Source organism: Paenibacillus salivarius, assembly GCF_051307165.1.
GTDB lineage: Bacteria > Bacillota > Bacilli > Paenibacillales > Paenibacillaceae > Fontibacillus.
In genome coordinates this window covers 3565734-3589580 of the sequence record NZ_CP195592.1, presented here as the reverse complement: position 1 = coordinate 3589580, position 23847 = coordinate 3565734, and the positions used below count along the sequence as shown (strand labels likewise).

The following is a 23847-nucleotide window of genomic DNA, read 5'->3' as shown; positions in this document are numbered from 1 at the left end:
ATTCTATTAAAATTTCAGGAGGGATAATCATGTTTAAGTTCGGTAAGAAAATGTTGACGTTGGCTCTGGCGGCTTCTCTGTTAAGTTTGGGCGGGTTTGCGACAAGCTCAAGCGCGGCGACGGATTATTGGCAAAATTGGACGGATGGCGGCGGAACGGTCAATGCGGTTAACGGCTCCGGCGGCAACTACAGCGTGACCTGGCAAAATACCGGGAATTTCGTTGTCGGCAAAGGCTGGAATACGGGCTCGCCAAACCGGACGATTAACTATAACGCGGGTGTCTGGGCACCTTCCGGCAACGGATATTTGACGCTCTACGGATGGACGAGAAACTCCCTGATTGAATATTATGTTGTCGATAGCTGGGGGACTTACCGTCCTACTGGAACGTATAAAGGTACGGTGACCAGCGATGGAGGCACCTACGACATCTATACGACAATGAGATACAACGCGCCTTCCATTGACGGTACCCAAACATTCGCCCAGTACTGGAGCGTAAGACAGTCCAAGAGACAAACCGGGGTCAATTCCGCCATCACCTTCAGCAACCATGTGAACGCATGGAAAAGAAAAGGGATGAATCTGGGCAGCAGCTGGTCTTATCAGGTGTTGGCGACAGAAGGTTATCAAAGCAGCGGCAGCTCCAACGTGACGGTTTGGTAATCGTCATTTTGTAAGCGGTAACAACGAGGATAAATTTAAACAATGGGACGAGCCTATAACCGTTCCGGCTCGATCTTGCCTATTCGGATACGTTTGGGGGCCGTTTTCGCCAGACGAGCGGCCTTCAGCGTTCCCGTCGGGACGCGCAAAGTTTTTTAGTCTATCATTTTCCTTTCGCATAAGGAGATACCATTTATGAAAAAAAGAATCATGTTGTCATTCTTCATAGTCGCTTTGTTCTTGATCAGCGCATGTTCACAGGGCCAGGCTCAAAAAAAGAATGATTTTGTATTCGTGGAAGGCGGAACCTTGAAAAGCGCCAAATCCAACTTCTCTGGTAAAAGCGTGACCCTATCCGGCTTCTATATCGGGAAATACGAGGTCACTCAAAAAGAATGGGTGGAAATCATGGGCAGTAATCCTTCCGAATTTGTCGGCGAAAATCTGCCGGTGGAAATGGTGAGTTGGTACCAGGTTCTGGAGTACTGTAATCAAAGAAGCATAAAAGAGGGCTTAACCCCGTTTTATAACATAGACAAAGAACGTCAGGATCCGAACAATAAAAATGAAATCGATCAACTCAAATGGACGGTTACGATAAATCAAGGAGCCAACGGCTACCGGTTGCCTACGGAAGCGGAGTGGGAATATGCCGCTAGCGGAGGGCAGTCGAGCAAGGATTACACCTACAGCGGCGGAAACAAGGCCGACGACGTAGCATGGTATTGGAGAAACGCCGGGGACGAATACTTGTCCGGAGACTGGAACTGGCCGATCATCGAAAACAATCATAATAAAACCAAGCCGGTCGGGACCCAAAAGCCCAATGAGCTGGGCATTTACGATATGTCCGGAAACGTGAGGGAATGGTGCTGGGACTGGTACGACGAGAACAGCCTGGATAGTCAAAGCGGCTCCTACCGGGTCGTAAAGGGAGGCGGCTGGATCGGTGACGTCAGCAACACGGAAATTTCGTTTCGCGGCAAATTCGATGCGAACGGCTATGGTCCCGATCAAGGATTCCGCCTCGTCCGCGGTGAATAGTCAAATAAACATGCATTCAAATCGCCGTCCTTTGCAGGAGGGCGGTTTTTGATTTTGCCGATCGGTTTCGCAACTTTACATACGGCGTTTACGTATTAGAAATCATAATATTGGAGGAGTGAAAAATAATGAACGATAAAGGATGCATCAAATGCGGGAGCAGAGACGCCAAAACGAAGGAGGTCGCCATGACCGGCACGGGCCTCTCCAAAATGTTCGATATTCAGCACAATCAATTTATTGTAGTGTACTGCGGAAATTGCGGATACTCGGAGTTTTACAATAAGCAATCGTCGGCGGGATCGAACATTCTCGATTTGTTTTTCGGATAACCGGCAACGAAGGCAGCCACGGTGCCATTGGGCGCAGGGCTGCTTTTTTGTTAAAATTCATTCTAAATCGTTCTTGCTCTATCTTCGCTTGCAAATTCATTTTAAATTGTTCTAAGGGGGAGAACATGTTTACGTTGAAACGTCATATCCGAATCGGTGCGGAAGCCTGGATCGAAGATCCGGAGGATTCCCAGGTCGATGTCGTCGTCACTTTTCCGGATTCTACGAAATGGATTTCGAATTTCTATACGATCAAATGCATCGAATCGATCCGAGAGGATTACAGGGTAAAAGGGCATTGCCTGAACGGAGCGTATTGGTGCGGCAGCAGTCCCGTCATTATCGTAGATCGCGTAAGCCGGGAGCGAATCGAACAGGTCGTCGATGAACTGATGGGAAATCAGACTTTTCAATACTTGTTCGAGTATTTGGGAGCCGTGGATGAAAGGGATTTGACCGTTAATTCATACCCGGAGGGCTTTTTTGAGGAGGACGCCAAGATCGATCCTTCTTATGTTGCGGTATATGCGGCAAGATTAGATCAAATGTTGGATCAGTCCAGTCCCGAGCTTAGAGCGAAGATCTTAAGGTTATTGTCGGAAAGCGTATAGAAAAAGAACGGCTTGATCACAAACGACCGAGCTGGAGGGGATTTTCCATCTAGAAACGGGAGGTGAAACATGTGGCGATTCATTATCGGGAATATGGGGATGAGAGTGCTCCTCTGATGCTATTTTTGCATGGCGGGGGAGTCAGCGGTTGGATGTGGGATAAACAAGTTCGATATTTTTCTCACTATCATTGTATTGTGCCGGACTTGCCTGAACATGGGGCGCATCAGGATGGAACCCCTTTTTCCATTAAAAATAGCGCGGAGCAATTACTCAAATTGATTGAGACCAAAGCGGCGGGGAAAAAGGTCATCGTTATCGGGTTTTCGCTAGGCTCGCAGGTTATAGTTCAAATGCTAAGCATGCAACCCGATGTCATAGATTTTGCAATGATTAATAGCGCGTTAGTGAGGCCCATCCCGTACATGAAAAGGTTCATTAAACCTTCGCTCAGATTTACGTTACCGCTTATTAAGAAAAGATGGTTCTCCAGACTGCAAGCGAAAACGCTATATTTAAGCGAAGAATACTTTGAAACATATTACGAAGAAAGCTGCCAAACCCGACCCGATACGCTTATTCGCGTTTTGGAAGAAAACATGTCATTTGAAATTCCCTACGATTTCAGATTCGCGAAGGGAAAGATCTTGATCACAGTGGGAGAGAAGGAAAAAGCGGTAATGATACATTCCGCAAAAGACATCGTAGCGTCAAACTCCAACTGTACCGGAGTGTTCATTCCCAAGATCGGACATGGAGCGCCTTTAGCTATTCCTGACGATTTCAATTTAATGGTGGAATCGTGGATCCGGGACGGAGAACTGCCGAAATCTTGCAGACTTATGTAAGGAAGGGTGAGGAGATACGTGAATTTCACTACATCGGTTGAAAAAATAATCGATATGCACAATGAAAAGCTGCCGTTTTCAGGGGCGATCTTCGTCCAAAATGAGAATGAGGTTTTTGAACAAGGCTATGGCTACGCCAACCGTTCCGAACGGATCAAGAATACTCCTTCTACAAGATTCGGAATCGCCTCGGGCTGCAAAATTTTCACTTCTGTAGCGATTTGCCAACTGGTTCAAAACGGCTTGCTGTCCTTGGATACTTATTTGAAGGATTGTTTGGATATCCCTTTTCCTCATGTTGATCCGGAAATTACAATCCATCATTTGCTGACTCATAGCTCAGGAATACCCGATTATTTTGACGAAGAGTTTATGCATGATTTCGAGGATCTTTGGAGGGAGCTGCCGACGTATTCCCTTCAATCTCCCAAAGATTTTTTGCCCTTGTTCCAAAATGAAAAGATGAAATTTAAAATTGGCGAGAGATTCTCCTACAATAACGCAGGCTTTATCGTGTTAGGCTTGGTAGTCGAACAGGTTACGGGGATGCGATTCACGGATTATGTGGAGAAACATATCTTCGAGCCTTCGGGAATGACAGATTCGGGATACTTTCGAATGGATCAACTCCCTGAACGAACCGCACTCGGATATATCGATGGGGAGCATGCTTGGAGGAGCAATATTTTCGCTGTTCCGATCATAGGCGGGCCGGATGGAGGCGCATTTACGACCGTTCGCGATTTCGTCCGGTTTTGGGAAGCATTGCTTCATCATGAGTTGTTGTCTGCGGAATATACGGATCTTTTACTGACGCCGCATGTAAAAGTGAACGAGAACACTTCTTACGGATACGGCGTATGGATTCGAATGCAGGATAACAACGTTTTTAAATATTTTGTCATGGGAAGCGATCCGGGCGTAACCATGCAATCTTCGATATATTCAAACGGGAAGGCACAGGCTCATATCCTAGGAAATATCAATCAAGGTGCCGGTATGATAGCGGGTAAAATTGATGAACTATTTCTATGAAATATGAAGGACAGCTCTCTTTTTCTGATACAATAGTCCTAATGGACTCTAGCGAATCATTGATTAACGTTTCGTGTCATCCAGAGAATACATAACAAAGGAGTTAATCCGATTTGAAAAAGCTGCTTTTGACTTGCATGGCCTTCATCGTTTTTTTGACGGCAGGGATTACGACCGTTCTTGCAGGATTCAGCGATGTGGATAGCAATCCCAAGTACGCTTGGGCAAAGTCGTCCATTGACGAGATGAACCGCCGCGGCATATTGACCGGTTTTCCCGACGGTACCTTCCGTCCAGGCGATCCGGTAACCAAAGCCCAGTTTACGGTCATGGTTTATCGCCTATTCCCTCTGCTCCGGAATTCCGAGACCGTGACGATCCCCGGCGTGCCGGCGGACCACTGGGCCAGTCGCGAATTCGCCGAGCTGTACAGCACCATCAGTCCGATTTACGCGGCCGACGTGCAAAATTATTACGATGAAAGTTACACGTACATGCCGGAAAAGAATATGACTCGCTGGGAAGTCTTGATGACGTTGGATGCGCTGTTTGGCGGTATGGAAGGACCCGATATCTCGGATTTGAAAACCAAAGATGCCATGAAGGAACTAGCCCGTGTAAAAGACGTTCCGCAGATCAAATTTACGTCGGATAAGGCATTTGAGCAGTACGACAAAACGCTGTCCCTGATGACTCCGAAGCTTGCTTTGATTCAGGATGGGGACTGGCTGGATTGGGCCGGGGGAGATATGCACTACGTAAAGGCCCAGGCGCTTTACCGTTTTATGAAACTGGGAATCATCACGCCCGACGCCAGCGGCTCCATGTATCCGAATCGAGAAGTGACTCGGGCAGAGATCGTGACTATTTTGAACCGGATGCTGGCGGCGGCAGGCGAGGATTATGCTTATGTGAAGCCGGAGGTATCTTTATCCGGTGCTTACCTGTCTCCCGGCAGTTCGACCGGATTCGGATCGAACCTGTTTTATTCGGAGCCGGAGAGCAACATCGTCCTGGATGAGTCTCCCGAGTGGTCCCTGAACCCGGGACAGCGTTTGACGAAGGTGGCCATTCAGATCGAATCGGAGCAAATCCTGGACGTTTACGTGACCATTAACGGCCAAAGCACCAAGTACACCTTTGAGCAGTTCGTGAACGGCGGGGGGCAAGTCACTTTTGACGTGACGGGCTTGAAGACCTTCCATGTCCGTGGCGAAGCCCGGTACCCGGAGCTGCTGAAAGAGGACGGAAATAATGAAGTAATGATTCATGTAATGGACCCGGAAATGAAAGAAATCATGGAAGAGAGCGGCTGGTAAGCTGCTCTTTTTTTGTTGATATTTCATTAATAAGGAACTTTTGGCTTACAGAATCATGAAATAGAGGTATAATTACGGATAACTTTAAAAGGTGTGATTATTCTTTTTAGAGGCAAAGGGGGATGCGGATAAAGTGGAGGATAATATGCCTAAGAACGAACCCATCTATCAAGGAACGAACGAAGAAGCGAATTATATAAGAAACAAACTTATTGAATATAATGCCATCCATGTCCCGAACGGTATCTATGAAGAAGTCAATCTATGCTTGAAGAATGAGAACGGAGACATCATTGCGGGTCTTAATAGCGCAGTGTGTTGGAATTGGATGGAAGTCGATATTTTATGGGTGGAAGAGAATTGCCGTAAACAAGGGCTTGGTAAAAGGCTCTTGGAGGAAGCGGAGAACATAGCGAAATCAAAAAACTGTACGTTTGTTAAATTGAATACATTTAGCTTTCAGGCTCCTGATTTTTACAAGAAATATGGTTATCGGGAAATGGCGAAGATCGAAAATGCGCCCCTTGGAAGCAATCATTATTACTTGAAAAAGGATCTATAAAGGAGAACGGATTTGCGATGAAACTTGGTTTATATGAAGCACATTTACCGGTGAGCAATTTACGTCAATCCATGGACTTCTATTCAAAACTTGGTCTGGAACTTGCCTGGAAAGATGAAGACACCGCTTTTTTTTGGATCGAAAAAGGAAAGAGCTGGATTGGTCTTTGGCAAGGAGAAGAAGTGAAAACTTCTTATCACCCGTCATTGAGGCATATCGCATTTCGGGTGAGTTACGAAGAACTTAAGGATAGCCTGAATTGGCTTCGATCTAGAGACATAGACCCTGTCCCTTTTGGAAAAAGAGATTCGGTGAGCCCATTTGTTCGGCCTGATCAAGGAAATGCTTCTGTATATTTTAATGATCCGGACGGAAACAGCTTGGAATTCATGTGTTTTATACATGTCCCTGAAGATTTAAAGAAGATAACTCAAAAATTATCAATCGAAGAATGGGAAAACCTCACCAAGAATAGAGATGATTAAGAAGAGATATATAGACTGATCTATGAATATGGCTTGCCGCAGGACTGGAACCAGCATGGCGACAAGGGGCCGGATAGGTATATCGAAGTGCAAATCTGGGATGACGCCCCAATAAGCAAGTATATGCGAAAATAACCATTGTTTGCGGGTGTGGCCATTTTAATCCTCCGGGGATTTTCAAAAGTGCTTAAAAAAAATGCAGCAGCACCAAAGGGAAGAAGTTCTTTAAGCAATTCGAAATGGGAGGGAAACCATGAAGACGGAGTCCGACACGAATGAGCGAGAAGTGAATCAGGGATCGGGGACCATGAAGGCACTGATGTACGAAGCTTATGGAACTGCTGAAGTTCTGCGACTGGGTGAGGCGGAGATTCCCGTGCCTAAGGACCATGAAGTGTTAATCGCAGTTCATGCCGCATCGGTAAATTCCTGGGATTGGGATCTTTTGCGCGGCAAACCGTTTATAAACCGCCTTGGCGGGCTTCGCAGGCCACGATACCGGGTACTGGGTGCTGATGTTGCGGGGCGGGTCGTAGCTGTGGGGGCTGCCGTCAGCCGATTTCATCCGGGGGACGAAGTCTTCGGGGATATTTCCGGCTGCGGCTGGGGCGGATTTGCGGAATTTGTCTGTGCTGCCGAACATGCATTGACTCATAAACCGGAAGGATTGAGCTTTGAGCAAGCTGCAGCTATTCCGCAAGCAGCGGTTCTAGCCTTGCAAGGGTTACGCGATATGGGAAAAATTCAAAAAGGGGATCAGGTACTTATCAACGGGGCGGGCGGCGGCGTAGGTACATTCGGAATCCAATATGCCAAAATGCTTGGTGCCAAAGTGACGTGTGTGGATAAGCCCGAGAAATTGGATCGACTTCGTTCGCTAGGAGCGGATCATGTTTTGGATTTTACGAAAGAAGACTTCACCGCAAGCGGCATTCGATACGACCTGATCGTCGATGTCGTCGGAACCCGATCGATCTTTGCGATTAAGAAGGCACTCAAATCAGGCGGAAAATATGTCATGGTTGGCGGCCCCATGCCGCGAATCCTGCAAGTTCTGCTGGCGGCGCCATGGTTCGCATGGCGTGAAAAGAAAAAATTTGGTGTGCTTGTACATAAACCGAACCATAACGATCAATTGGTCTGGAGTACTCTTGTTGAAGCAGGCCAGATTATTCCGGTCATAGATCGTAACTACCACTTGCGTGATGCGGCTCGTGCGCTTGCTTATTTCGGGGAAGGCCGTGCCATCGGAAAAGTAATCATCAGCATGAAGGAGTGAATGAAATCAGAGCTTTCATTTTTGGAACGGTTCTCGCGGTTTTTCGGCCCTCCTTTTCGGATTTATAGACGATTGGGGGTTCGCATTGAAAGTAACCGGAGGAGCTGGCGTTGTATTATGGATACTCTCGGGAATCCTCTCGGGAGCTTTTATAAGCGGGGATCGGACAAGAGCAAACGAGAACATAGAAACGGATGAAGACCGAACGTTTCGGAACAAGCACTCATCCATACTATTTTTATTCGGTCTTCCGTTTCTGATCATTGCACTGATTATTTACTTAACAACTTAAACAGAAGCCTATATTTAAATATCTTGCAAGGATGAAGGATTGGTATTACTAAATATTTTTTGGTTCCTCGCGAAAACAATCCAAGGTGCTTGAAGAAGGGCCTTTTTTGAATTCGTTGCAAGTGAAAAAAGTTGCATAAAACTGAAACTTCAGGAGGGAAACTCATTGTATATCCATTGTCGTTGCGGAGCATACCTCGTCGATCAAACCGATTCTCTTCCGCATAAAGGGCACATCCTATCGGATCAGGACTTAATTGAGCCTATCTATCGGTGCATAGAATGCGGACTTTTATATTTTCAGCACCATCAAGAGCAGCTTCATGAAAATTCAACGATAGAGTTCGCTCAAGGAGAAAAAAGAAAAAAATTGCTTATTGCGGATTGGAACGATGGAAGAGAGGAGGGGCAAAAAGGTTATCTATTCTGCAATGGTCTCCAACTTCGAAATGGATATATTTCCAATTTCGAGGAGTTTGAAATAAAATATTATAAACAGCTTGATGAACTAATTCGAAATGACGTTTTACGATCTGCGAGGTTAAAGTACAATGATGAAATCATACATCGATTTTGGTGAAAAGAAGGGAGTGGAATCTCCATGGCAATCTATGATATTCATCCGGAACCTGGGACGATTCATGGTTCATTTTCAAGAGAGAATCAAGAGATATTAACCATAAATTCCGGCGATACGATACGTTTTCGCACCTTGGATGCGGGGTGGGGGACCCCTTCAAATCAAGGGGAAAGAATTAAACCCGTACAGCGAAGGGATGGAATCGATACGGGTCATGCGCTTTGCGGTCCGATAAAGATCAATGGAGCCAAGAAGGGGATGGTATTGGCAATAACCATAAATCGAATTGTACCGGGACCCTATGGTTTTACTTCCGCCGGACGATATCCGAATTGGCAAAATAAAAGATTGAATCTTTTGGACTGCGAGGAAATCAATCTCGAGTGGAAATTAAATAACCAAACCATGGTAGGTACCTGTGAGGTGAATGGCCGGAAGTTCTCCGTGACGTTGAGGCCTTTTATGGGGATCCTCGGGATGCCGCCGGATGAACCCGGATATCACGAAACTTGGCCGCCCCGTTATTGCGGAGGCAATATCGATTGCAAGGAACTCGTTAGCGGGAGTACCTTGTTTTTGCCTATTTCCGTTGATGGGGCCATGGTATCCGTCGGCGATGGTCATGCGGCGCAAGGGGACGGCGAAGTGAGCTGTCAGGCGATAGAATGCCCGATGGAGATGGCGGAAATCACATTTTCGGTTATCGATGATATGAGCATCTCTATACCTCGTGCAAAGACGCCAACAGGCTGGATTACCTTTGGATTCCATGAAGATTTAAATGAAGCGACCGTATTGGCACTGGACGGAATGTTAAACCTGATGGGTGAACTTTTTGGATTAAGCCGGGTGGAAACGATTGCGCTCGGAAGCGCGGTGATTGATTTGCGGATAACCCAAATTGTGAATGGCGTCAAAGGGGTGCATGCTTTTTTGCCGGATGGAGCACTGAGATAAGAACATGAAAAAGAGGATTTGGTTATGCCATATCAAGGAGACGTGACAAAAAAAGAGATTAATTCGTTGCTTAACTATCTTGAATATTTTCAGAATTCCGGCAGTGTTTTCTATATCGAAAAAAACGGATATCGATTTGAAAGTGACGAAGTAAGAAATTTCCGAAAAGAACTGGATGATGTCGGATTCTTGTTGGTTTTCGATTGGAAACAGTGGATTTCGGACCATGAAGAATTCAAAGATACGAATCGCCCTATCCGAGAAAAAATAGCCGAAGCCGATATAGAAACGCTGAGAAAATTAATGACGAGTTATATTCGAGGTGACCGGTTTAACGAAGGATTATTTATTCATGTGATTTTAAAAGGCCATATTTCGAATATTCTACTTAGACTTAAAGAATTAGCGGAATGTATGGACTGAATGACAACCAAGACCGTAGAAAGTAGGATCGGATACGATGAAAAAGACCTTAATTGTTATACTTTCTGCCGTAATCGTGATCGTTGGAGTACTTCTATTCCTGGATAGGGGGAAATCGACTTCCGTTCAAAAAGAAATGTTGGATGAAATAAGCCAAGATCATATCATGAAAATTTCGATTGAGAGGTATTCGGACAATGCGAGAACGACCATTACGGATAAAAAAATAATGAACGACATTTTGGCTGATTTAGCGAGTGCGGAAGTAAAAAAGGTGAAGGACTTTTCTTCAAAAAGCGAATACGCAATTCGCATATATCTTGATCAGGATGATAGAAATCTTGGGTTAGAAATAACGGACGATCAGCATTACATGACCCTATTTAAGGAGAACAGCCATAATCGCTATAAGGTTGTAAGTAAGCATGATTTTCTTAGAACCATCGAAGCTTTGGACTTGGAAACCGATTGATATGCATAGACCAAGTAGAATAGGGAGAACCTTTCATGCTGCTGACTGCGCTGTTAAAAGGATTTACGATTGGATTTTTAATCGCGGCTCCGGTCGGACCGATCGGAATATTATGTATTCGTCGCACATTGGTACAGGGTAGATCGATCGGGTTCATTTCCGGGCTCGGTGCGGCAACCGCCGATGCGGTTTATGGGTGTATCGCAGGATTAGGGCTGACCCTTATTATGAATTATTTAGTTGAGCAATCCAGCAGGTTTCAATTATTCGGGGGAATTTTTTTATGTTATTTGGGATTGCGCACGCTATTCTCTTCTCCCCCAGATCGGGCTCACGGACGCTAGCCATGATTTAATTTCACGGTTGCTTGTCGTGTTTGGGATGTTTTGCGGGTCTTTATTATGGTGGTTGATATTATGCAACGGGGTTCATTTTATTCAAAAGTTCATGGTGAAGGATCTGCCGCTGATTTGGATTAATCGAATATCAGGAGTCGTTATTTTTGCGTTTGGCGGTTTTGCGCTATGGAGTTAGAAAACAAATAAAGAAATAATCCCCCTTGAATATTGTTCCGATGACTGTTTTGATATCCTTAGGATCCGAAAATCGGGACTCGGAATCCGATTGAAAGGGGAAATCAATGAAAGCAAAGCTCGACGCAAGAGATTTAAATAGCTCTGAGCTAAGCTGGTTGTGCATCCGGCCCATGCTGTTCGCTGTCCGGGGAAAAGACCTACAAACCAAGCTTGAGATGTATAATCAATTAACGGATGCCCAGAAGGGTCTCTATTTGTTCTATTCTTTTCATAACCACGCGAAGACCGTTGAGGAATTTTACTGGTTTGCCGATTATAACATTCGTGAACTAAGGTCTTGGAAGGGAATTAAAACCGGAGTGTTGTATTTCCGCGATGTGGAGTTGGCTTCATTACTGGACGATATTGAACGGTTTTTAGAACAGCGAACCCCATCGGACAAACCGGTAAGCCCCTCGGATTTAGAAATGGACAAACAGTTATTTACCGATGTAAAAACAATGTACGATAAATATGTGCTCTACTCGGAGTTAACCGTAACCCGTATGAACGAATGGATAAGAGCACGTTTGTCCGAGTTCGTTGAAACCGAATAGTACAATTCATGGACTTGTTTCAGTCATGCTGGATGATGAAGGAGAAGAAGCCTTGTGGATAAGACAATCGCCATTATTTCGGATATTCATAGTAACCGTTTGGCCTTGGAGGCCGTTTTAGAAGATATATCATCCCGAGGAATCCAAAGCATCGTAAATTTGGGGGATAGCCTCTTTGGTCCGATTGACCCGTCGGGAACAGCCGAGTTGTTAAGAGAACATTCGTCTATCGTTCATATTATGGGAAACTGCGATCAAATCCTGCTGCGAGAAAGCAGCAGTTCCGCCACCTTCCGTTTTGTTAAGCCGCTGTTGGACGAAGAAATGGAAGAATGGATCCGTTCTTTTAGAAATCAGTGGGTATATGAAGACCTTTTGTTTTGTCACGGGACGCCATATTGTAATGACCGATATTTGTTGGAAGAAGTGGACGGAAACGGTGTTAGGGTGAAAAGTCATCATCAGCTCTTGTCGGAACTGAAGGACATCGTACAAAACTATATTTTTTGCGGACATAGCCATGTTAAGAAATCTGTATATTTACCGGACGGGAAGCTGATCGTCAATGCGGGAAGCGTGGGATTGCCGGCTTATGAAGATGAACTTCCGTTTCCGCATATTATGGAATCCGGCTCTCCCCATGCCGAATATGTTATTGCCCGGAAGAAAGGTGAGTACTGGAATATTGAACATGTGATGGTCCGCTATGATTGGGAAATGGCGAGTTCCATGGCCAAATATAACGGAAGGGAAGATTATGCGATAGCTTTGAAAACCGGCCGGGTTGGATGAGGAGTAGGGATTTGGAGAAACAACCGCTGCTTTGCAATATTAATTCACAATAGGGGGAATAGGGATGATTATTAGAAAATACCATGCTAAAGACCTTGATTCCCTTACAAGTCTGATGGAGGATTTAGGATATCCAACCTCTAGGGAAAACATGATGCCCCGGATGGAACGGATCCAGTCCAATCCCATGTATTTTACCTTCGTGGCGGAAGCATCAGGTGCCGTCGTCGGGATGATCGGGGTTCATTTGGCTCACTATTATGAGGATGACGGATGTGCGACATATATTTCCGCATTGGTTACGAAGCGGGAGTACCAAGGGAAAGGAATTGGGACATCGCTAATGCGATATGTCGAGGAATGGGCAAGGGAACAAGGTTCGAACACCATCGTTCTGACCAGCGGGATCAAGGAAGAACGCTTAAAAGCACATGCGTTTTATAAGGCGCGTGGGTTCGAAATAAACGGGTACCGATTTGTAAAAAAATTTAACCTGGTTTAAGAAACGGAGGAATAGGATGAAATATCTTTTTAAATACAATTGGGAAGTCAGAGATCAGTGGTTGGAATGGTGCCGCCAAGTGCCGTTGGAAGAGCTTGTCCGAAAACGTACCGGAGGCGTCGGCTCCATCCTGGAAACGTTATTTCACATTATAGATGTCGAATTTAGTTGGATTCAGGCGATCGACAATAAACCCGTTACGGACCCCCTATTTGAAGACTATAGGACTGTGGAGCAAGTAAAGCGGTTTTCCGATGAATACCGCGTAGGGATGGAAGCCTATTTAGCCGGTTGGAACGACGCTATGGAATACGAAACGGTCAAGGTACCGTGGATAGAGGAACCTCTGATGAAGGGTGAAGTTTTAAGACATGTCATCGCTCACGAAATCCATCACATTGGACAGCTGTCGGTATGGGCTCGGGAAATCGGGATGCAACCGGTATCCGCAAATTTTATTAGAAAGGGTTTCATGAAATCGGAAGGATCGCGAAATTAAATCACGAATTTTTATGGATCAGGACAAGATCCCGGAGGACGAAACTGAAAGCGTATCCAAGCGTAACAAAAACGATGAACAAAGATTTGATCATTGAAGTCACGGAAAATCGCGATAAATATGCCGGTACACGGCGGAGTGGAGGGGAAGCATGGGAATTGATTGGTATGACATGATTGCCCGGCGGAACGGGGGCTACAGGAGCAATGCCGTATTTACGGTAGAAGGTGAATATGCGGAGACGATCTATGAAGAGGAATTAATGAAGTTGCTTCCAGCGTGTAAGTCCGTTTTGGATGCGGGTTGCGGACATGGTGACTTTACTTTGAAAATGTCCAAACATGCAAAATCAATCATTGGATTCGATAACTCCCTCGAAATGATCAATATTGCAAAGTCCTTGTTAAAAGAATCTCAGGTTCCGAATGTACGGTTTGTATATGCCAGTACAAAGCAGGAACTTCCTTTTGCGGACGAACAATTTGACTTGATCTATGACCGACGAGGCCCGACTTCGATCCTGAATCATTCGAGAATTTTACGCTCCGGCGGTGTCGTGTTCGGGATTCACTCGGGTGCGATGGAAACCGTTAAGGAAAGATTAATCAAGAATCAGTTTACGAATGTGGAAATTACGGAATACAAGAATGCGGTTTGTTACTTTCCTGATGAATACGAATTTGCAAAGTTCATTTCCGGAATACCCGGCAATCCGGATTATACTTTGGAAGAGATGAGAAGCGAATTGGAGAAGCAATTAGCGGAAAGCAGGATTAACGGAAGAATCGGATTGCGGGATTATAAGTATATTTGGAAAGCGACTAAAAAGTAAACATTATGCCGTTATGCTGTATATGCAGCCAAAAATCACCGGGGCCAGATCAGAATCATACGAAATTGTTGCATGCCAGAGAGCGGTTGAATAACGGGATCTAAAATCCGGTGGAGATGATTTTGATGTACAAGGCAATCATTTTTGATTTGGATAATACGCTTTTGGATTATTCTTCAAGTGAAGTGGATTGCATGAAAAGAACGCTCCGGCAGCATCAATTATCCGTGGACGACGAAGAACAATGGGAAGCGTTTTGGAAGGTCTTTACGCAGCATAATTTTAAGCACTGGATGGATTTCGTTAACAAAAGCGGTCCCCACCAATGTATAGAAGATGTGCTGATCAGTTCTTTCCGGGATTCATTGAACATGGAGCCCTCCTACCATGAAACGCTATCCAATACATATTGGGATTATTTCTGCAATACTTGCATTTTTGAAGAAGGTGCGCAAGAATTGCTGATCTCCATGAACGCACGATATCAACTAGGGATCATTTCGAATGGAATCGGGAAGGCCCAGAGGTTGCGGTTAGGCGCAGGAAAAATAGATCATTATTTTGCATCGATCGTGGTCTCCGATGAAGCGGGGATCCGGAAGCCGGATAAAGGGATCTTCGACTTATCGCTCAATGATTTGGGAGTCTCCGGCAACGAGGTGCTATTTATCGGCGATTCATTGACCGACGACTACGCAGGTGCGTGCAATGCGGGGATCGATTTTTGTTTTTACAACAAAAAAAATATTGAAGTCCCGGACGAGGTTCGGCCAAAGTTTATGGTGCGAAAGCTCGAGGAACTGCTGGAAATCATTTGATTCGAGGGTCAAACATAATCCAAATAGGGAGAGGGGAAGATGGAGAACCGAATACGTATCCAAAGATTAGAAACCAAAGAAGATGCCCTACTGCTGGACCGGGAATTTGCCAAGAGATATCGCTGGTATCGGCCGGGAGATTATTTTATGAACTGCCTGGAAGAAAACCGGTCGGGATCAAGGGTCACTTTCATGGCCTTTTTCAATGAGACGTTAGCGGGGTGCTGTCATTTGCTATATCGTTCGGAGTATTCTTTTTTTCGCGATGAACAGATCCCCGAAATTAACGATTTGAATGTGTTCCCGGAATATCGCAGAAACAAAATCGCAACCCGTTTATTCGATGAACTGGAGCACATCGCGACGAACACCTCCAAATACGTCGGACTGGGAGTCGGGCTTTACGAGGATTACGGTAACGCGCAAAGAATGTATACTTCGAGAGGCTATGTATTGGATGGAAAAGGATTGACCTATAAAAATGTTCAAGTCAAACCGGGGAAACCGGTCATGGTGGATGACGACCTGATTATTTATCTCGTAAAAGAGCTGCAAGATAATAACTTAGCATAAACGGAGGATATTCAAGGGATGAAACCGATTCGAAATTCCGCCAAAGCGATCATTATTCGGGACGGAAAAGTGTTATTGACGAAAAATAAAGACGACCGTGGGCACTTTTATTTATTTCCCGGAGGAGGCCAAGAGCCCGGTGAACAATTAACCGAAGCCGTCATTCGGGAATGCATGGAAGAAATAGGAGCCGAGGTTGAAGTCGGGGATTTGGTGCATATGAGAGAATATATCAGTAAAAACCATGAATTTTCCGAAATCAATTCGGATATTCATCAAGTGGAGTTTTACTTCCGGTGCCGGCTAAAGGATTCCGATTTCATGCCGACGAACGGAACCAATCCGGATTGCCACCAAGTGGCGGTCGAGTGGGTGGATTTGAAGGATTTAGAGCAAATCAGGCTTTACCCGAAAGTGTTGGGAACCGTGATTACAAATGATTTGAAGTCACCCATCTATCTGGGAGACGTGAATTAACATGATGACGGATCAACAATCGGATCCCAGGAGAAAGAAGCCATTTGTTTTTGGCCTTAAAGGAACTGAAATGAGGTGGATTTCCTTATGAATCATAGGAGTTTGTCGGGACCTACTATGGTATTGCTCGTCAGCGATTTGGAAAAATCGGTCGAGTTTTATAAAAAACTCGGATTTACCTATGAACTGATCGGCGGACCTGAAGTTCAGCATGTACATATGATTCGGGAATCGGTCATATTTATTTTGCACCAGGCGGAGCGCAAAGAAGATGTCAGACCCTTCTCGGCGGCGGAGGGAGGTTTGTATTTTGATGCTTTTTGCTATGGCGATGTGAGATCATTATTGGAAGAGTTTAGAGATAAAGGTATCCCTATCGTAAAAGGGCCGGATTTGAACGAGTTCTTTAGCGAGTTCACGATTCAGGATCCGGATGGCTACCGCATTTCTTTTGGAGGGTGAAGAAGAACCTGATTGTTAAGATCAGGCTCATGGATTCGATTCACTGAACAGTATGGATATGATTTCCTCCGTATCCGACTTGAACTTGATGGTAACGTACACGCCAAACTCCTTTTCGGAATCTTTTAACCACAATTTAAATTTCTCTTCACTCATGTGCTCATCGATTCGAGTACGGCCAAGATGTTTGTAATCGATAATGGAAGCCTGATATCTCTTCCCGGTTTCCGTCATGGCGATTTTTCCCCACTTTGCGTAAGCTGGCTCAGCTGCACCATAGGCATTTAAAGCGGTCAAAGATATCATTAAACTCAGAACGATGGGTAAAATTATTTTTCGCATATTCTCCTCCTAAGAAAGTTGTGATCTTTTTAAGGATTTCCTTATCGACAGGTATTATGTAAGAAGGGGTGAAGGAAGGGAAGGATTAGATGAACGAAGTGAACATCCATCATGTATCTTTTCAGTTAAAGGAGCCTCATGATTTCGGGTGGTTAACGGAGTTAGGGGAGGTTTTCAAAGTTTTTGACCAGCAGGATTCTGGTAACCTTTCATTTGGAGTTAACGATCATGGAACCAAGAAATTCATCAAGTATGCGGGAGCTAGAACGGTGAATTTCAAGGGAGAACCGGTGGAAGCTATCCAAACGCTTAAAGAAGCCGTACAGGTATATCAAGACTTGAATCATCCGAATTTAGTCTCGCTATTGGATCGTTTTTCCTTACCTGACGGGTATGTAGCCGTATTTGAATGGTTTGAGGGGGAAGACCTACACCCGCACTGGTCGTTTCCTCCTCCTGCGAAGTATACCGATCCAAGGTCCCCGTATTTTAAATACCGGCAACTCCCGGTGGAACAAAGACTTGCCTCTTTAGAACAAATCTTTGCCTTTCATGTTCATGTGATTCAAAAAGGATATGTCGCGATTGATTTCTATGACGGTAGTATCGTATACGATTTCAAGGCGAACGAAACGAAAATCTGCGATATTGATCTGTACAAGAAAAGGCCGTTCATCAACAACATGGGAAGAATGTGGGGATCCTCCAGATTTATGTCGCCGGAAGAATTCGCTCTAGGCGCGGAAATCGATGAGATCACGAATGTATTCAATATGGGCGCAACCGCGTTTGCGTTACTGGGCGGAGAACTGGATCGAGCGTTTTCGAAGTGGGAAGCTGGAGCCGATTTATATGAAGTCGCATTAAAAGCGGTTGACCCTGAAAGAGGCAATAGATACCCGTCTTTGGATGAATTTGTCCGGGCGTGGAATGCGGCAAGGGAAAGGGAGCGTGAAATGGAATGATGCAAGCATTTATTTTTGATATGGACGGTGTCATTATCGACAGTGAGCCTATCCACTTTGAAGTGGATCTCATGACTTTGGATGATTTGGGAGTCAAGCTGGGTCAGAAAGATTTGGAGCCTTATGTGGGGATGACGAATCCGGAAATGTGGGCGCTCATTAGAGAAAAACATAACCTCTCTCATTCGGTCGAGGAAATCATCGACTATCAGCTTACGAAAAAACTTGACTACTTAAATAGACTCGAAATTGAACCTATCGATGGAATACGACAACTTATAAAACAGCTTCATCGGGCGGGGATTCCGGCTGGGGTTGCTTCCTCATCACCACGGGTGTTTATCGAAAGTGTCCTGAAGAAATTCAACTTGTTCGAAGAGTTTTGCTGCATTACGAGCGGAGAAGAAATGGCAAAAGGAAAGCCGGCTCCGGATATTTATCTTGAAGCGGCCCGGCTGATGAACGTCAGACCTGAAAATTGTGTGGTCCTCGAAGATTCCAGGAATGGAGTCGTCGCTGCAAAGAGTGCAGGGATGCGATGTATCGGATTTATCAATCCAAACTCGGGGAATCAGGATTTATCGTTGGCGGACTTCGTCGTTAGTTCGATTTCGGAGATCGATATCCATATGCTCTGAGGTCATATATGGGGGTGTATTAGGTAATGCAATATACGATTAGACCGGTTACACAAGATGATGTTCCATTTTTATGGGAGATGCTGTATGAATCCTTATTTGTGCCCGAAGGCGGGGAGCCGTTCAGCAGAGATATACTTCAGGATCCCTACATTTCCAAGTACGTTGAAGGATGGGGAAGAGAAGGGGATTTCGGATTTATCGCGGTTACTCCCGAAGGGGAACCTATAGGTTCGATTACCGCCCGTTTTTTTAGCGAAGAAAATCAAGGCTTCGGGTATGCCGGAAATGATACGCCTGAATTGGGAATGGCCATATTACCGCAATATAGGGGAAGGGGGATTGGAACCTCCCTAATCAAACATTTGTTTTGAGGAGGCCAAGACCAGGAACATTTCCAAATTGTCTTTGAGCGTTGCTCCGGATAATGAGGCAGCGATGAAGCTATACCAACGGTTTGGGTTTAAAGAAATAGGAATGGTCGGAACGTCGTTGACAATGGTGTCGAGCGTAGAGGGGAGAGCCTTTCAATTTTATTCTATGACCGAGGAATACGCCTCCATCATCGCTGCTTGGACTTATGAAAAGCCCTACTCGCTTTATAGTATGGACGGCAGCAATGAAAGCATTATGGAATTTCTGAACGGGGATTATTATTATGCATTAAATGATCAACAGGAGCTGGCGGGATATATATGTACAGGTAACTCGGCGCGTGTGCCGGGAGGTTATCAAGCGGGAATATACGAAGACGACCGTTATATCGATTTAGGACTTGGACTCCGGCCGGAGTTTACAGGCAATGGATTTGGGGTGGACTTTGTGCGCAGCGGTCTTCAATGGGTCTGTGAGCGCTACAATAGCTCCCGAATCCGACTCGTTGTCGCTGCATTTAACGAACGGGCGATTAAGGTTTACAGTCGTGCGGGATTTACGCAAGGAAAGCATTTTTTGAGCAAGGTACAGGGACAAGATATGGAGTTTATCGTAATGCAGTGCAAATTCCCTATTGTTCGGAATAGCTAATTCTTTATTCGTCCTTCCACAGGTCGTAGGTATCGAATTCCTCTTTCGTAATTTGATAATATTCGGGCACATCCGCGATCCCCGTTTTGATTTCAAACACATACTTTTCTTCCAGTATCCCGACGCTTTGGTATCGGCCTTCTTTTAACATGTTGTAGTCTTTGTAATTCATTCTTTCCCTTCTCTTTCCCAGGCCAATTAAGGTACTATGATTATAACAGATTTCATTTGGAGAAAGTTAACGAGAACCGGCGGTCTTTATAATTAGGAGGTATTATGCCCAGGCAAATTACGATGGCAGACGGAAGAACGGTAGAGGCAGAGTGTTTGAGCTGCGCATTAACGAGCGGATTAATCATGCCCACAGGCGGGGTCATTTTTGAGTCGGAACTTTTTCATGTCCATCAAGACGTAGCTTATCCGATTCGCGGTTTGGTTATCTTGGCTTCCAAAAGGCACTTTTACGCAATGGATGAATTAACGGCCGAGGAGCAAGCGGAATACATATCACTGATTCACAAAATTAGAAAGGTACAACGTGAAAAATTAGGGATTGAAAAGGTGTATTACTTTTATAACGAGGATACGACTCACCATTTCCATCTCTGGATGGTTCCTCGATATGAATGGATGTACTCTTTCGGTCATTCCGTAGAATCGTTGAGACCCGTCCTTCTTCATGCAAGAAATCATATGAATACGGATGAGAACATGAAGGAAGTCCTGTCGGGAATAGAGATTCTCAGGGAAGGGTTGGAATCCGAAGGGAGAGAAGCGTGAAACATGCCTTATCATGAAATCTTTAAATCTCTGAATATAGCATTACCCGGAGAAATTACGAAAACCTTAAACGAGCATTCCCAAGTTCAAAAAGCGAGGGACTATTTCCTGCGTTTGTTGAATCAAGAAGAGATGGCCGAGATGCTGGAATTTATGTCCGATTTGGATGGGTTTCAAGATCTGCTCCCGATCTGGACCGATGACAATTCCAACTATGTTTGCATTTATGGCAGAGGCCCTTTAAGTCACAGAATATGTTATTTGAATCATGAAGAAACCGATCTTTCCCCTGGTTTTAGAAGCGTCGGATCATTAATAGCCGCATTGGAGACGGATCCGCAAAATGATTGGGATGACTTACAGAAGGACTATCCGTCCAAACAATCCGAAAATATCGATTGGATCGCCGCGGATCTTGCAAGCATCGGGCAAATTAATCTCATCTTGCAGGAATCCGATTTGGACGATGAAGTCAGATGCCAGCATATATACAGCCTCATGGCGTTGACGCCGTACAATGAACTTCACACCCTGCTGTGTTACTTGGATGATGAAGATATGTATGTCCAGGAACGAGCTTGCGATATATTTGGATACCACGGATACATACCGGCTAGAGAGAAGTTACAAGAAGTGCTGGAGCAAGGCATGCACAATAGCAAATCAGCCGCTAAGCGTGCGCTTGCACGGATCGGAAAAACGCAAGCGGTAGGCTTAGGATGAAGGAGCAACGCGTTTCGTTTGGCGGACATCGTATCCATGCTTACTTTGATTATCCCTACAAATTGGTACAAGCTGATATCCAGGAGTGAACAGAGATGGGAAATTGTATTTCTTTGCCGAAAGACCCCGCCTACTCCGTTGAAGATTTGCATATGTCCAATGGATTGACTTCCGTTTTTATGGAAGTCCTTGTTTTAAGCGGATCGATTCTGGCTGCTACCGACCGGGAAAAAGAAATGGTGATCTGGCTCGCTCAAAGGGATCAGGCCTGCGTCGGGATTGGGACGGTGGGGTTTGATATTGATGAAATGGCATGGACGATAGATTCTTTTGAAGCGGAAAAGCAATTTCTGCTCCGGACGATTGCTTCCGCCATGGAAGGTCTGGGATGGGATCGGCTGGATTATGAACCTAATCAGGAAATGGTACAAAGATGTTTGTCTCGATTCAACCTACTTATCCGCACTTTTGAGAAAAGAAGCGTCAATCTCGATAATTATCTGGAATGGTCCGAGATTGAGGATGGGGATCCTTGTCCCACCATCCCATACGGTTATCCGAAATGTGAGGAGCACGGCGTTTATCTTTCATTATTCGGATGCATCATTTGCAATGACTGAGGATACGACGTGTCTTACGGAACTGAATAGTAGTGTCCAACATACTTTATTTACCTGAAGAGGAGCGGAACATGAATCTTAAAAATACCATTTGCGAGTATTTCCTAGCGAAGCCTACGAATCCATTCGAGGAAAATAATGAATTTCAAGACTTCACGTTTGTCGAGAAGGAATTGAGTTTTCAGCTTCACGAAGATTTGAAGACGTACTTCGGTAGTTCCTTTTTTGATGAAATAGGAGGGGTTCTGCCATCGTCCCGAATACCTGCCACGGAAAAGTGGGGCCATTGGTTTGAGTTTAACGAAGAATTCAAACTCCGGGTTACGTTGAAGGGACCGGAAAAAGGCATGGATTTAAGAGAGCGGATCCTGTATGCTTTCCAAGCGTGGACCGGCGGATATGATTTCGGACAGCGCTTTTGGATCGGTGAAATCGACGCCAATATTGGTCAAATCCTGTTAGTCTTTAACAATGAAACCGGAGCGGTGGAATGGATCGACACGGATTACGGGAGCTTCGGCAATCTGGAAGAAGATCCGAACGGATTGTTTGCTCCGACATTAGCCGATTTGATCCACGCACTAAGTTCATAAAGATGAAAGATAACTGATTCGTAGGGGAGGTATTTTATGGGGAATATCGTAGGACATATCGATTGTGTTTATTTGCCCGTGCTGTCGTACAAAACGGATCACATCGAAGAAACCTACCATACTTTGAAAGAACGCGAATTGAGCGTATCCGCAATCCCAATGTACGACGGGAACCGCTTCGATGTGTGGTCCGGTTGGCTATGAATACATACAAAGACCGTATCGAAAAAGTAACCCGATATATGGAGGAGAATCTGTCCCGGAAAATGGCGCTGGATACGCTCGCGGAAATTTCATTTTTCTCCAAGTATCATTTTTCGCGGATTTTCTCGGCGATCGTTGGGATGCCTCCGTACGCTTATTTGACGCAGCTGCGGATGAACAAATCCGTGGAGTATCTGACGACTTCGGATAAATCGATTCTTGAAATTTCGTCCCTGTGCGGGTTTGATTCCGTTTCGAACTTTAACCATATTTTTAAAAAACATTTCAACCATACGCCAAGCGAAGTCAGAAGCAATCCCGAATTTATCCGCAAGATCCCGTCGATGGAAGGCAATAAACCGCAAGAATCTTCGATCCCATCCAATTATCCTGAGATTAGGCAGCAACATTCATTCTTGAGGAGGATATGGGATATGAATATTTCCATCAACGAACTACCCGATTTGGAGGTAGCTTACGTAAGACATGTAGGAAGTTATCTGGAAACTTACCTGGCCTGGAACAAGCTTGGAGAGTGGTCGGCGAGGAATCAATTGTTTCCGCCCGATCAGCAATTTATCGGCATTTCGCTGGATGATCCGGTTTCGACGGAAGAGCATGAATGCAGGTATGATGCTTGTATCACCATACCGAAAGGGTTTGCTCAAAACGGCGGTCCGGATATTCAATTTAAGACGTTGCCTGGCGGACTTTACGGCCTTTTTCAGTACTATGATACGATCGACAGATTCTCGTTAGCCTATCAAAATATATATGGATCCTGGCTGCCCGAGAGCGATTACGAGCCGGATGAGAGACATTGTCTCGAGTTTTGCATGAACAATCCGGCGGAAGATCCGGAAGGGAAAGCCAAGGTTGATCTGTATATCCCCATAAAAAAGAGAATCCGTATCACGGAATGAGCTCTGATGTTTGTGCCGGAAGGACTATCGCTACCGGAGC

At 45.1% G+C, this 23847-nt stretch carries 36 protein-coding genes; 34 read left to right on the top strand and 2 right to left on the bottom strand.

The genetic code is table 11. From position 1 onward, the window contains the following. Positions 1–29: 29 nt before the first annotated feature. From ACSFXJ_RS16430 to ACSFXJ_RS16315, 24 genes are all read left to right on the top strand, one after another. Positions 30–668, top strand: coding sequence for a glycoside hydrolase family 11 protein (locus ACSFXJ_RS16430; RefSeq protein WP_435921409.1), 639 nt, complete (start codon positions 30–32; stop codon positions 666–668). 195 nt (positions 669–863) lie between these two features. After that, positions 864–1712 carry a formylglycine-generating enzyme family protein gene (locus tag ACSFXJ_RS16425; RefSeq protein WP_435921408.1) on the top strand — a complete coding sequence of 283 codons (849 nt, stop codon included), beginning with the start codon at positions 864–866 and terminating at the stop codon, positions 1710–1712. 128 nt (positions 1713–1840) lie between these two features. Continuing rightward, positions 1841–2044 carry a zinc ribbon domain-containing protein gene (locus tag ACSFXJ_RS16420; protein WP_213654923.1) on the top strand — a complete coding sequence of 68 codons (204 nt, stop codon included), beginning with the start codon at positions 1841–1843 and terminating at the stop codon, positions 2042–2044. A 125-nt stretch (positions 2045–2169) separates the two neighbouring features. After that, positions 2170–2655 carry a hypothetical protein gene (locus ACSFXJ_RS16415; RefSeq protein WP_435921407.1) on the top strand — a complete coding sequence of 162 codons (486 nt, stop codon included), beginning with the start codon at positions 2170–2172 and terminating at the stop codon, positions 2653–2655. 71 nt (positions 2656–2726) lie between these two features. Next, positions 2727–3503 (top strand): alpha/beta fold hydrolase, encoded by a 777-nt coding sequence (locus tag ACSFXJ_RS16410; protein ID WP_435921406.1) that lies wholly within the window; start codon positions 2727–2729, stop codon positions 3501–3503. An 18-nt stretch (positions 3504–3521) separates the two neighbouring features. Next, positions 3522–4538, top strand: coding sequence for a serine hydrolase domain-containing protein (locus ACSFXJ_RS16405; RefSeq protein ID WP_435921405.1), 1017 nt, complete (start codon positions 3522–3524; stop codon positions 4536–4538). 113 nt (positions 4539–4651) lie between these two features. Further along, the gene (locus ACSFXJ_RS16400) at positions 4652–5857 is read left to right on the top strand and encodes an S-layer homology domain-containing protein (protein WP_435921404.1); all 1206 of its coding nucleotides are present in this window, start codon (positions 4652–4654) and stop codon (positions 5855–5857) included. A 145-nt stretch (positions 5858–6002) separates the two neighbouring features. Further along, positions 6003–6419, top strand: a complete 417-nt coding sequence (locus tag ACSFXJ_RS16395) for a GNAT family N-acetyltransferase (RefSeq protein ID WP_435921403.1) — start codon at positions 6003–6005, stop codon at positions 6417–6419. 17 nt (positions 6420–6436) lie between these two features. Next, on the top strand, positions 6437–6904 hold the full coding sequence (locus ACSFXJ_RS16390) for a VOC family protein (RefSeq protein WP_435921402.1): 468 nt from the start codon (positions 6437–6439) through the stop codon (positions 6902–6904). 253 nt (positions 6905–7157) lie between these two features. Beyond that, positions 7158–8183: an NAD(P)-dependent alcohol dehydrogenase gene (locus tag ACSFXJ_RS16385; protein ID WP_435921401.1), complete on the top strand. Its 1026-nt coding sequence runs from the start codon at positions 7158–7160 to the stop codon at positions 8181–8183. A gap of 64 nt (positions 8184–8247) precedes the next feature. Then, on the top strand, positions 8248–8475 hold the full coding sequence (locus tag ACSFXJ_RS16380) for a DUF5316 domain-containing protein (protein ID WP_435925785.1): 228 nt from the start codon (positions 8248–8250) through the stop codon (positions 8473–8475). Between the two features lie 600 nt (positions 8476–9075). Continuing rightward, positions 9076–10011 (top strand): acetamidase/formamidase family protein, encoded by a 936-nt coding sequence (locus ACSFXJ_RS16375; RefSeq protein WP_435921400.1) that lies wholly within the window; start codon positions 9076–9078, stop codon positions 10009–10011. A 24-nt stretch (positions 10012–10035) separates the two neighbouring features. Further along, positions 10036–10434, top strand: a complete 399-nt coding sequence (locus tag ACSFXJ_RS16370) for a DUF6508 domain-containing protein (protein WP_435921399.1) — start codon at positions 10036–10038, stop codon at positions 10432–10434. Positions 10435–10471: 37 nt separating this feature from the next. Continuing rightward, entirely contained in the window at positions 10472–10906 is a 435-nt protein-coding gene (locus tag ACSFXJ_RS16365) for a hypothetical protein (RefSeq protein WP_435921398.1), read from the top strand. A gap of 35 nt (positions 10907–10941) precedes the next feature. Further along, positions 10942–11250 carry a LysE family translocator gene (locus tag ACSFXJ_RS16360; protein ID WP_435921397.1) on the top strand — a complete coding sequence of 103 codons (309 nt, stop codon included), beginning with the start codon at positions 10942–10944 and terminating at the stop codon, positions 11248–11250. Between the two features lie 296 nt (positions 11251–11546). Further along, positions 11547–12038 carry a hypothetical protein gene (locus ACSFXJ_RS16355; RefSeq protein WP_435921396.1) on the top strand — a complete coding sequence of 164 codons (492 nt, stop codon included), beginning with the start codon at positions 11547–11549 and terminating at the stop codon, positions 12036–12038. A 54-nt stretch (positions 12039–12092) separates the two neighbouring features. Continuing rightward, positions 12093–12830 carry a metallophosphoesterase family protein gene (locus ACSFXJ_RS16350; RefSeq protein WP_435921395.1) on the top strand — a complete coding sequence of 246 codons (738 nt, stop codon included), beginning with the start codon at positions 12093–12095 and terminating at the stop codon, positions 12828–12830. A gap of 64 nt (positions 12831–12894) precedes the next feature. Then, positions 12895–13332, top strand: coding sequence for a GNAT family N-acetyltransferase (locus tag ACSFXJ_RS16345; RefSeq protein ID WP_435921394.1), 438 nt, complete (start codon positions 12895–12897; stop codon positions 13330–13332). Between the two features lie 16 nt (positions 13333–13348). Further along, positions 13349–13831: a DinB family protein gene (locus ACSFXJ_RS16340; RefSeq protein WP_435921393.1), complete on the top strand. Its 483-nt coding sequence runs from the start codon at positions 13349–13351 to the stop codon at positions 13829–13831. A 151-nt stretch (positions 13832–13982) separates the two neighbouring features. Further along, positions 13983–14663 carry a class I SAM-dependent methyltransferase gene (locus ACSFXJ_RS16335; protein ID WP_435921392.1) on the top strand — a complete coding sequence of 227 codons (681 nt, stop codon included), beginning with the start codon at positions 13983–13985 and terminating at the stop codon, positions 14661–14663. Positions 14664–14788: 125 nt separating this feature from the next. Beyond that, entirely contained in the window at positions 14789–15481 is a 693-nt protein-coding gene (locus ACSFXJ_RS16330) for an HAD family hydrolase (RefSeq protein ID WP_435921391.1), read from the top strand. Between the two features lie 39 nt (positions 15482–15520). Then, positions 15521–16054, top strand: a complete 534-nt coding sequence (locus ACSFXJ_RS16325; protein WP_435921390.1) for a GNAT family N-acetyltransferase — start codon at positions 15521–15523, stop codon at positions 16052–16054. An 18-nt stretch (positions 16055–16072) separates the two neighbouring features. Then, a complete protein-coding gene (locus ACSFXJ_RS16320; RefSeq protein WP_435921389.1) occupies positions 16073–16531 on the top strand; it encodes an NUDIX domain-containing protein in 459 nt (152 codons plus the stop codon). An 87-nt stretch (positions 16532–16618) separates the two neighbouring features. Continuing rightward, positions 16619–16993 (top strand): VOC family protein, encoded by a 375-nt coding sequence (locus ACSFXJ_RS16315; RefSeq protein ID WP_435921388.1) that lies wholly within the window; start codon positions 16619–16621, stop codon positions 16991–16993. Between the two features lie 27 nt (positions 16994–17020). On the opposite strand, the gene ACSFXJ_RS16310 is transcribed toward ACSFXJ_RS16315, so the two are convergent. Beyond that, entirely contained in the window at positions 17021–17335 is a 315-nt protein-coding gene (locus ACSFXJ_RS16310) for a DUF3889 domain-containing protein (RefSeq protein WP_435921387.1), read from the bottom strand. Between the two features lie 89 nt (positions 17336–17424). Here ACSFXJ_RS16310 and ACSFXJ_RS16305 point away from each other — a divergent pair, with 89 nt between their 5' ends. From ACSFXJ_RS16305 to ACSFXJ_RS16290, 4 genes are read left to right on the top strand one after another with little or no spacing between them, the layout of a single operon-like run. Then, positions 17425–18300, top strand: a complete 876-nt coding sequence (locus tag ACSFXJ_RS16305) for a serine/threonine protein kinase (RefSeq protein ID WP_435921386.1) — start codon at positions 17425–17427, stop codon at positions 18298–18300. Next, the gene (locus ACSFXJ_RS16300) at positions 18297–18938 is read left to right on the top strand and encodes an HAD family hydrolase (RefSeq protein ID WP_435921385.1); all 642 of its coding nucleotides are present in this window, start codon (positions 18297–18299) and stop codon (positions 18936–18938) included. The genes ACSFXJ_RS16305 and ACSFXJ_RS16300 overlap by 4 nt, the downstream gene beginning before the upstream one ends. A gap of 26 nt (positions 18939–18964) precedes the next feature. After that, positions 18965–19312, top strand: coding sequence for an N-acetyltransferase family protein (locus tag ACSFXJ_RS16295; protein WP_435921384.1), 348 nt, complete (start codon positions 18965–18967; stop codon positions 19310–19312). Positions 19313–19340: 28 nt separating this feature from the next. Beyond that, complete coding sequence (locus ACSFXJ_RS16290) at positions 19341–19964, top strand: GNAT family N-acetyltransferase (RefSeq protein WP_435921383.1); 624 nt, start codon at positions 19341–19343, stop codon at positions 19962–19964. A 4-nt stretch (positions 19965–19968) separates the two neighbouring features. Here ACSFXJ_RS16290 and ACSFXJ_RS16285 read toward each other — a convergent pair whose 3' ends face one another. Next, positions 19969–20136: a hypothetical protein gene (locus tag ACSFXJ_RS16285; protein WP_435921382.1), complete on the bottom strand. Its 168-nt coding sequence runs from the start codon at positions 20134–20136 to the stop codon at positions 19969–19971. Between the two features lie 104 nt (positions 20137–20240). On the opposite strand from ACSFXJ_RS16285, the gene ACSFXJ_RS16280 reads away from it, so the two are divergent. The 6 genes from ACSFXJ_RS16280 to ACSFXJ_RS16255 all read left to right on the top strand — a co-directional run bounded on the left by ACSFXJ_RS16280 (position 20241) and on the right by ACSFXJ_RS16255 (position 23807). Beyond that, positions 20241–20744 (top strand): HIT family protein, encoded by a 504-nt coding sequence (locus ACSFXJ_RS16280; protein ID WP_435921381.1) that lies wholly within the window; start codon positions 20241–20243, stop codon positions 20742–20744. 3 nt (positions 20745–20747) lie between these two features. After that, the gene (locus ACSFXJ_RS16275; protein WP_435921380.1) at positions 20748–21467 is read left to right on the top strand and encodes a HEAT repeat domain-containing protein; all 720 of its coding nucleotides are present in this window, start codon (positions 20748–20750) and stop codon (positions 21465–21467) included. A 95-nt stretch (positions 21468–21562) separates the two neighbouring features. Continuing rightward, on the top strand, positions 21563–22087 hold the full coding sequence (locus ACSFXJ_RS16270; protein WP_435921379.1) for a hypothetical protein: 525 nt from the start codon (positions 21563–21565) through the stop codon (positions 22085–22087). Between the two features lie 71 nt (positions 22088–22158). After that, positions 22159–22680: a hypothetical protein gene (locus tag ACSFXJ_RS16265; RefSeq protein ID WP_435921378.1), complete on the top strand. Its 522-nt coding sequence runs from the start codon at positions 22159–22161 to the stop codon at positions 22678–22680. A 36-nt stretch (positions 22681–22716) separates the two neighbouring features. Continuing rightward, positions 22717–22884 (top strand): hypothetical protein, encoded by a 168-nt coding sequence (locus tag ACSFXJ_RS16260; RefSeq protein ID WP_435921377.1) that lies wholly within the window; start codon positions 22717–22719, stop codon positions 22882–22884. Beyond that, positions 22881–23807, top strand: coding sequence for an AraC family transcriptional regulator (locus tag ACSFXJ_RS16255; protein ID WP_435921376.1), 927 nt, complete (start codon positions 22881–22883; stop codon positions 23805–23807). Before ACSFXJ_RS16260 ends, ACSFXJ_RS16255 begins: the two co-directional genes overlap by 4 nt. Positions 23808–23847 lie beyond the last annotated feature (40 nt).

Excerpts from the sequence above, each read along its gene's own strand:
- ACSFXJ_RS16430 (WP_435921409.1), top strand. The coding sequence starts at position 30 with ATGTTTAAGTTCGGTAAGAAAATGTTGACGTTGGCTCTGGCGGCTTCT.
- ACSFXJ_RS16425 (WP_435921408.1), top strand. The coding sequence starts at position 864 with ATGAAAAAAAGAATCATGTTGTCATTCTTCATAGTCGCTTTGTTCTTG.
- ACSFXJ_RS16420 (WP_213654923.1), top strand. The coding sequence starts at position 1,841 with ATGAACGATAAAGGATGCATCAAATGCGGGAGCAGAGACGCCAAAACG.
- ACSFXJ_RS16415 (WP_435921407.1), top strand. The coding sequence starts at position 2,170 with ATGTTTACGTTGAAACGTCATATCCGAATCGGTGCGGAAGCCTGGATC.
- ACSFXJ_RS16395 (WP_435921403.1), top strand. The coding sequence starts at position 6,003 with ATGCCTAAGAACGAACCCATCTATCAAGGAACGAACGAAGAAGCGAAT.
- ACSFXJ_RS16390 (WP_435921402.1), top strand. The coding sequence starts at position 6,437 with ATGAAACTTGGTTTATATGAAGCACATTTACCGGTGAGCAATTTACGT.
- ACSFXJ_RS16385 (WP_435921401.1), top strand. The coding sequence starts at position 7,158 with ATGAAGACGGAGTCCGACACGAATGAGCGAGAAGTGAATCAGGGATCG.
- ACSFXJ_RS16375 (WP_435921400.1), top strand. The coding sequence starts at position 9,076 with ATGGCAATCTATGATATTCATCCGGAACCTGGGACGATTCATGGTTCA.
- ACSFXJ_RS16370 (WP_435921399.1), top strand. The coding sequence starts at position 10,036 with ATGCCATATCAAGGAGACGTGACAAAAAAAGAGATTAATTCGTTGCTT.
- ACSFXJ_RS16365 (WP_435921398.1), top strand. The coding sequence starts at position 10,472 with ATGAAAAAGACCTTAATTGTTATACTTTCTGCCGTAATCGTGATCGTT.
- ACSFXJ_RS16360 (WP_435921397.1), top strand. The coding sequence starts at position 10,942 with ATGCTGCTGACTGCGCTGTTAAAAGGATTTACGATTGGATTTTTAATC.
- ACSFXJ_RS16355 (WP_435921396.1), top strand. The coding sequence starts at position 11,547 with ATGAAAGCAAAGCTCGACGCAAGAGATTTAAATAGCTCTGAGCTAAGC.
- ACSFXJ_RS16345 (WP_435921394.1), top strand. The coding sequence starts at position 12,895 with ATGATTATTAGAAAATACCATGCTAAAGACCTTGATTCCCTTACAAGT.
- ACSFXJ_RS16340 (WP_435921393.1), top strand. The coding sequence starts at position 13,349 with ATGAAATATCTTTTTAAATACAATTGGGAAGTCAGAGATCAGTGGTTG.
- ACSFXJ_RS16335 (WP_435921392.1), top strand. The coding sequence starts at position 13,983 with ATGGGAATTGATTGGTATGACATGATTGCCCGGCGGAACGGGGGCTAC.
- ACSFXJ_RS16330 (WP_435921391.1), top strand. The coding sequence starts at position 14,789 with ATGTACAAGGCAATCATTTTTGATTTGGATAATACGCTTTTGGATTAT.
- ACSFXJ_RS16325 (WP_435921390.1), top strand. The coding sequence starts at position 15,521 with ATGGAGAACCGAATACGTATCCAAAGATTAGAAACCAAAGAAGATGCC.
- ACSFXJ_RS16320 (WP_435921389.1), top strand. The coding sequence starts at position 16,073 with ATGAAACCGATTCGAAATTCCGCCAAAGCGATCATTATTCGGGACGGA.
- ACSFXJ_RS16315 (WP_435921388.1), top strand. The coding sequence starts at position 16,619 with ATGAATCATAGGAGTTTGTCGGGACCTACTATGGTATTGCTCGTCAGC.
- ACSFXJ_RS16310 (WP_435921387.1), bottom strand. The coding sequence starts at position 17,335 with ATGCGAAAAATAATTTTACCCATCGTTCTGAGTTTAATGATATCTTTG.
- ACSFXJ_RS16305 (WP_435921386.1), top strand. The coding sequence starts at position 17,425 with ATGAACGAAGTGAACATCCATCATGTATCTTTTCAGTTAAAGGAGCCT.
- ACSFXJ_RS16300 (WP_435921385.1), top strand. The coding sequence starts at position 18,297 with ATGATGCAAGCATTTATTTTTGATATGGACGGTGTCATTATCGACAGT.
- ACSFXJ_RS16295 (WP_435921384.1), top strand. The coding sequence starts at position 18,965 with ATGCAATATACGATTAGACCGGTTACACAAGATGATGTTCCATTTTTA.
- ACSFXJ_RS16285 (WP_435921382.1), bottom strand. The coding sequence starts at position 20,136 with ATGAATTACAAAGACTACAACATGTTAAAAGAAGGCCGATACCAAAGC.
- ACSFXJ_RS16280 (WP_435921381.1), top strand. The coding sequence starts at position 20,241 with ATGCCCAGGCAAATTACGATGGCAGACGGAAGAACGGTAGAGGCAGAG.
- ACSFXJ_RS16275 (WP_435921380.1), top strand. The coding sequence starts at position 20,748 with ATGCCTTATCATGAAATCTTTAAATCTCTGAATATAGCATTACCCGGA.
- ACSFXJ_RS16270 (WP_435921379.1), top strand. The coding sequence starts at position 21,563 with ATGGGAAATTGTATTTCTTTGCCGAAAGACCCCGCCTACTCCGTTGAA.
- ACSFXJ_RS16265 (WP_435921378.1), top strand. The coding sequence starts at position 22,159 with ATGAATCTTAAAAATACCATTTGCGAGTATTTCCTAGCGAAGCCTACG.
- ACSFXJ_RS16260 (WP_435921377.1), top strand. The coding sequence starts at position 22,717 with ATGGGGAATATCGTAGGACATATCGATTGTGTTTATTTGCCCGTGCTG.
- ACSFXJ_RS16255 (WP_435921376.1), top strand. The coding sequence starts at position 22,881 with ATGAATACATACAAAGACCGTATCGAAAAAGTAACCCGATATATGGAG.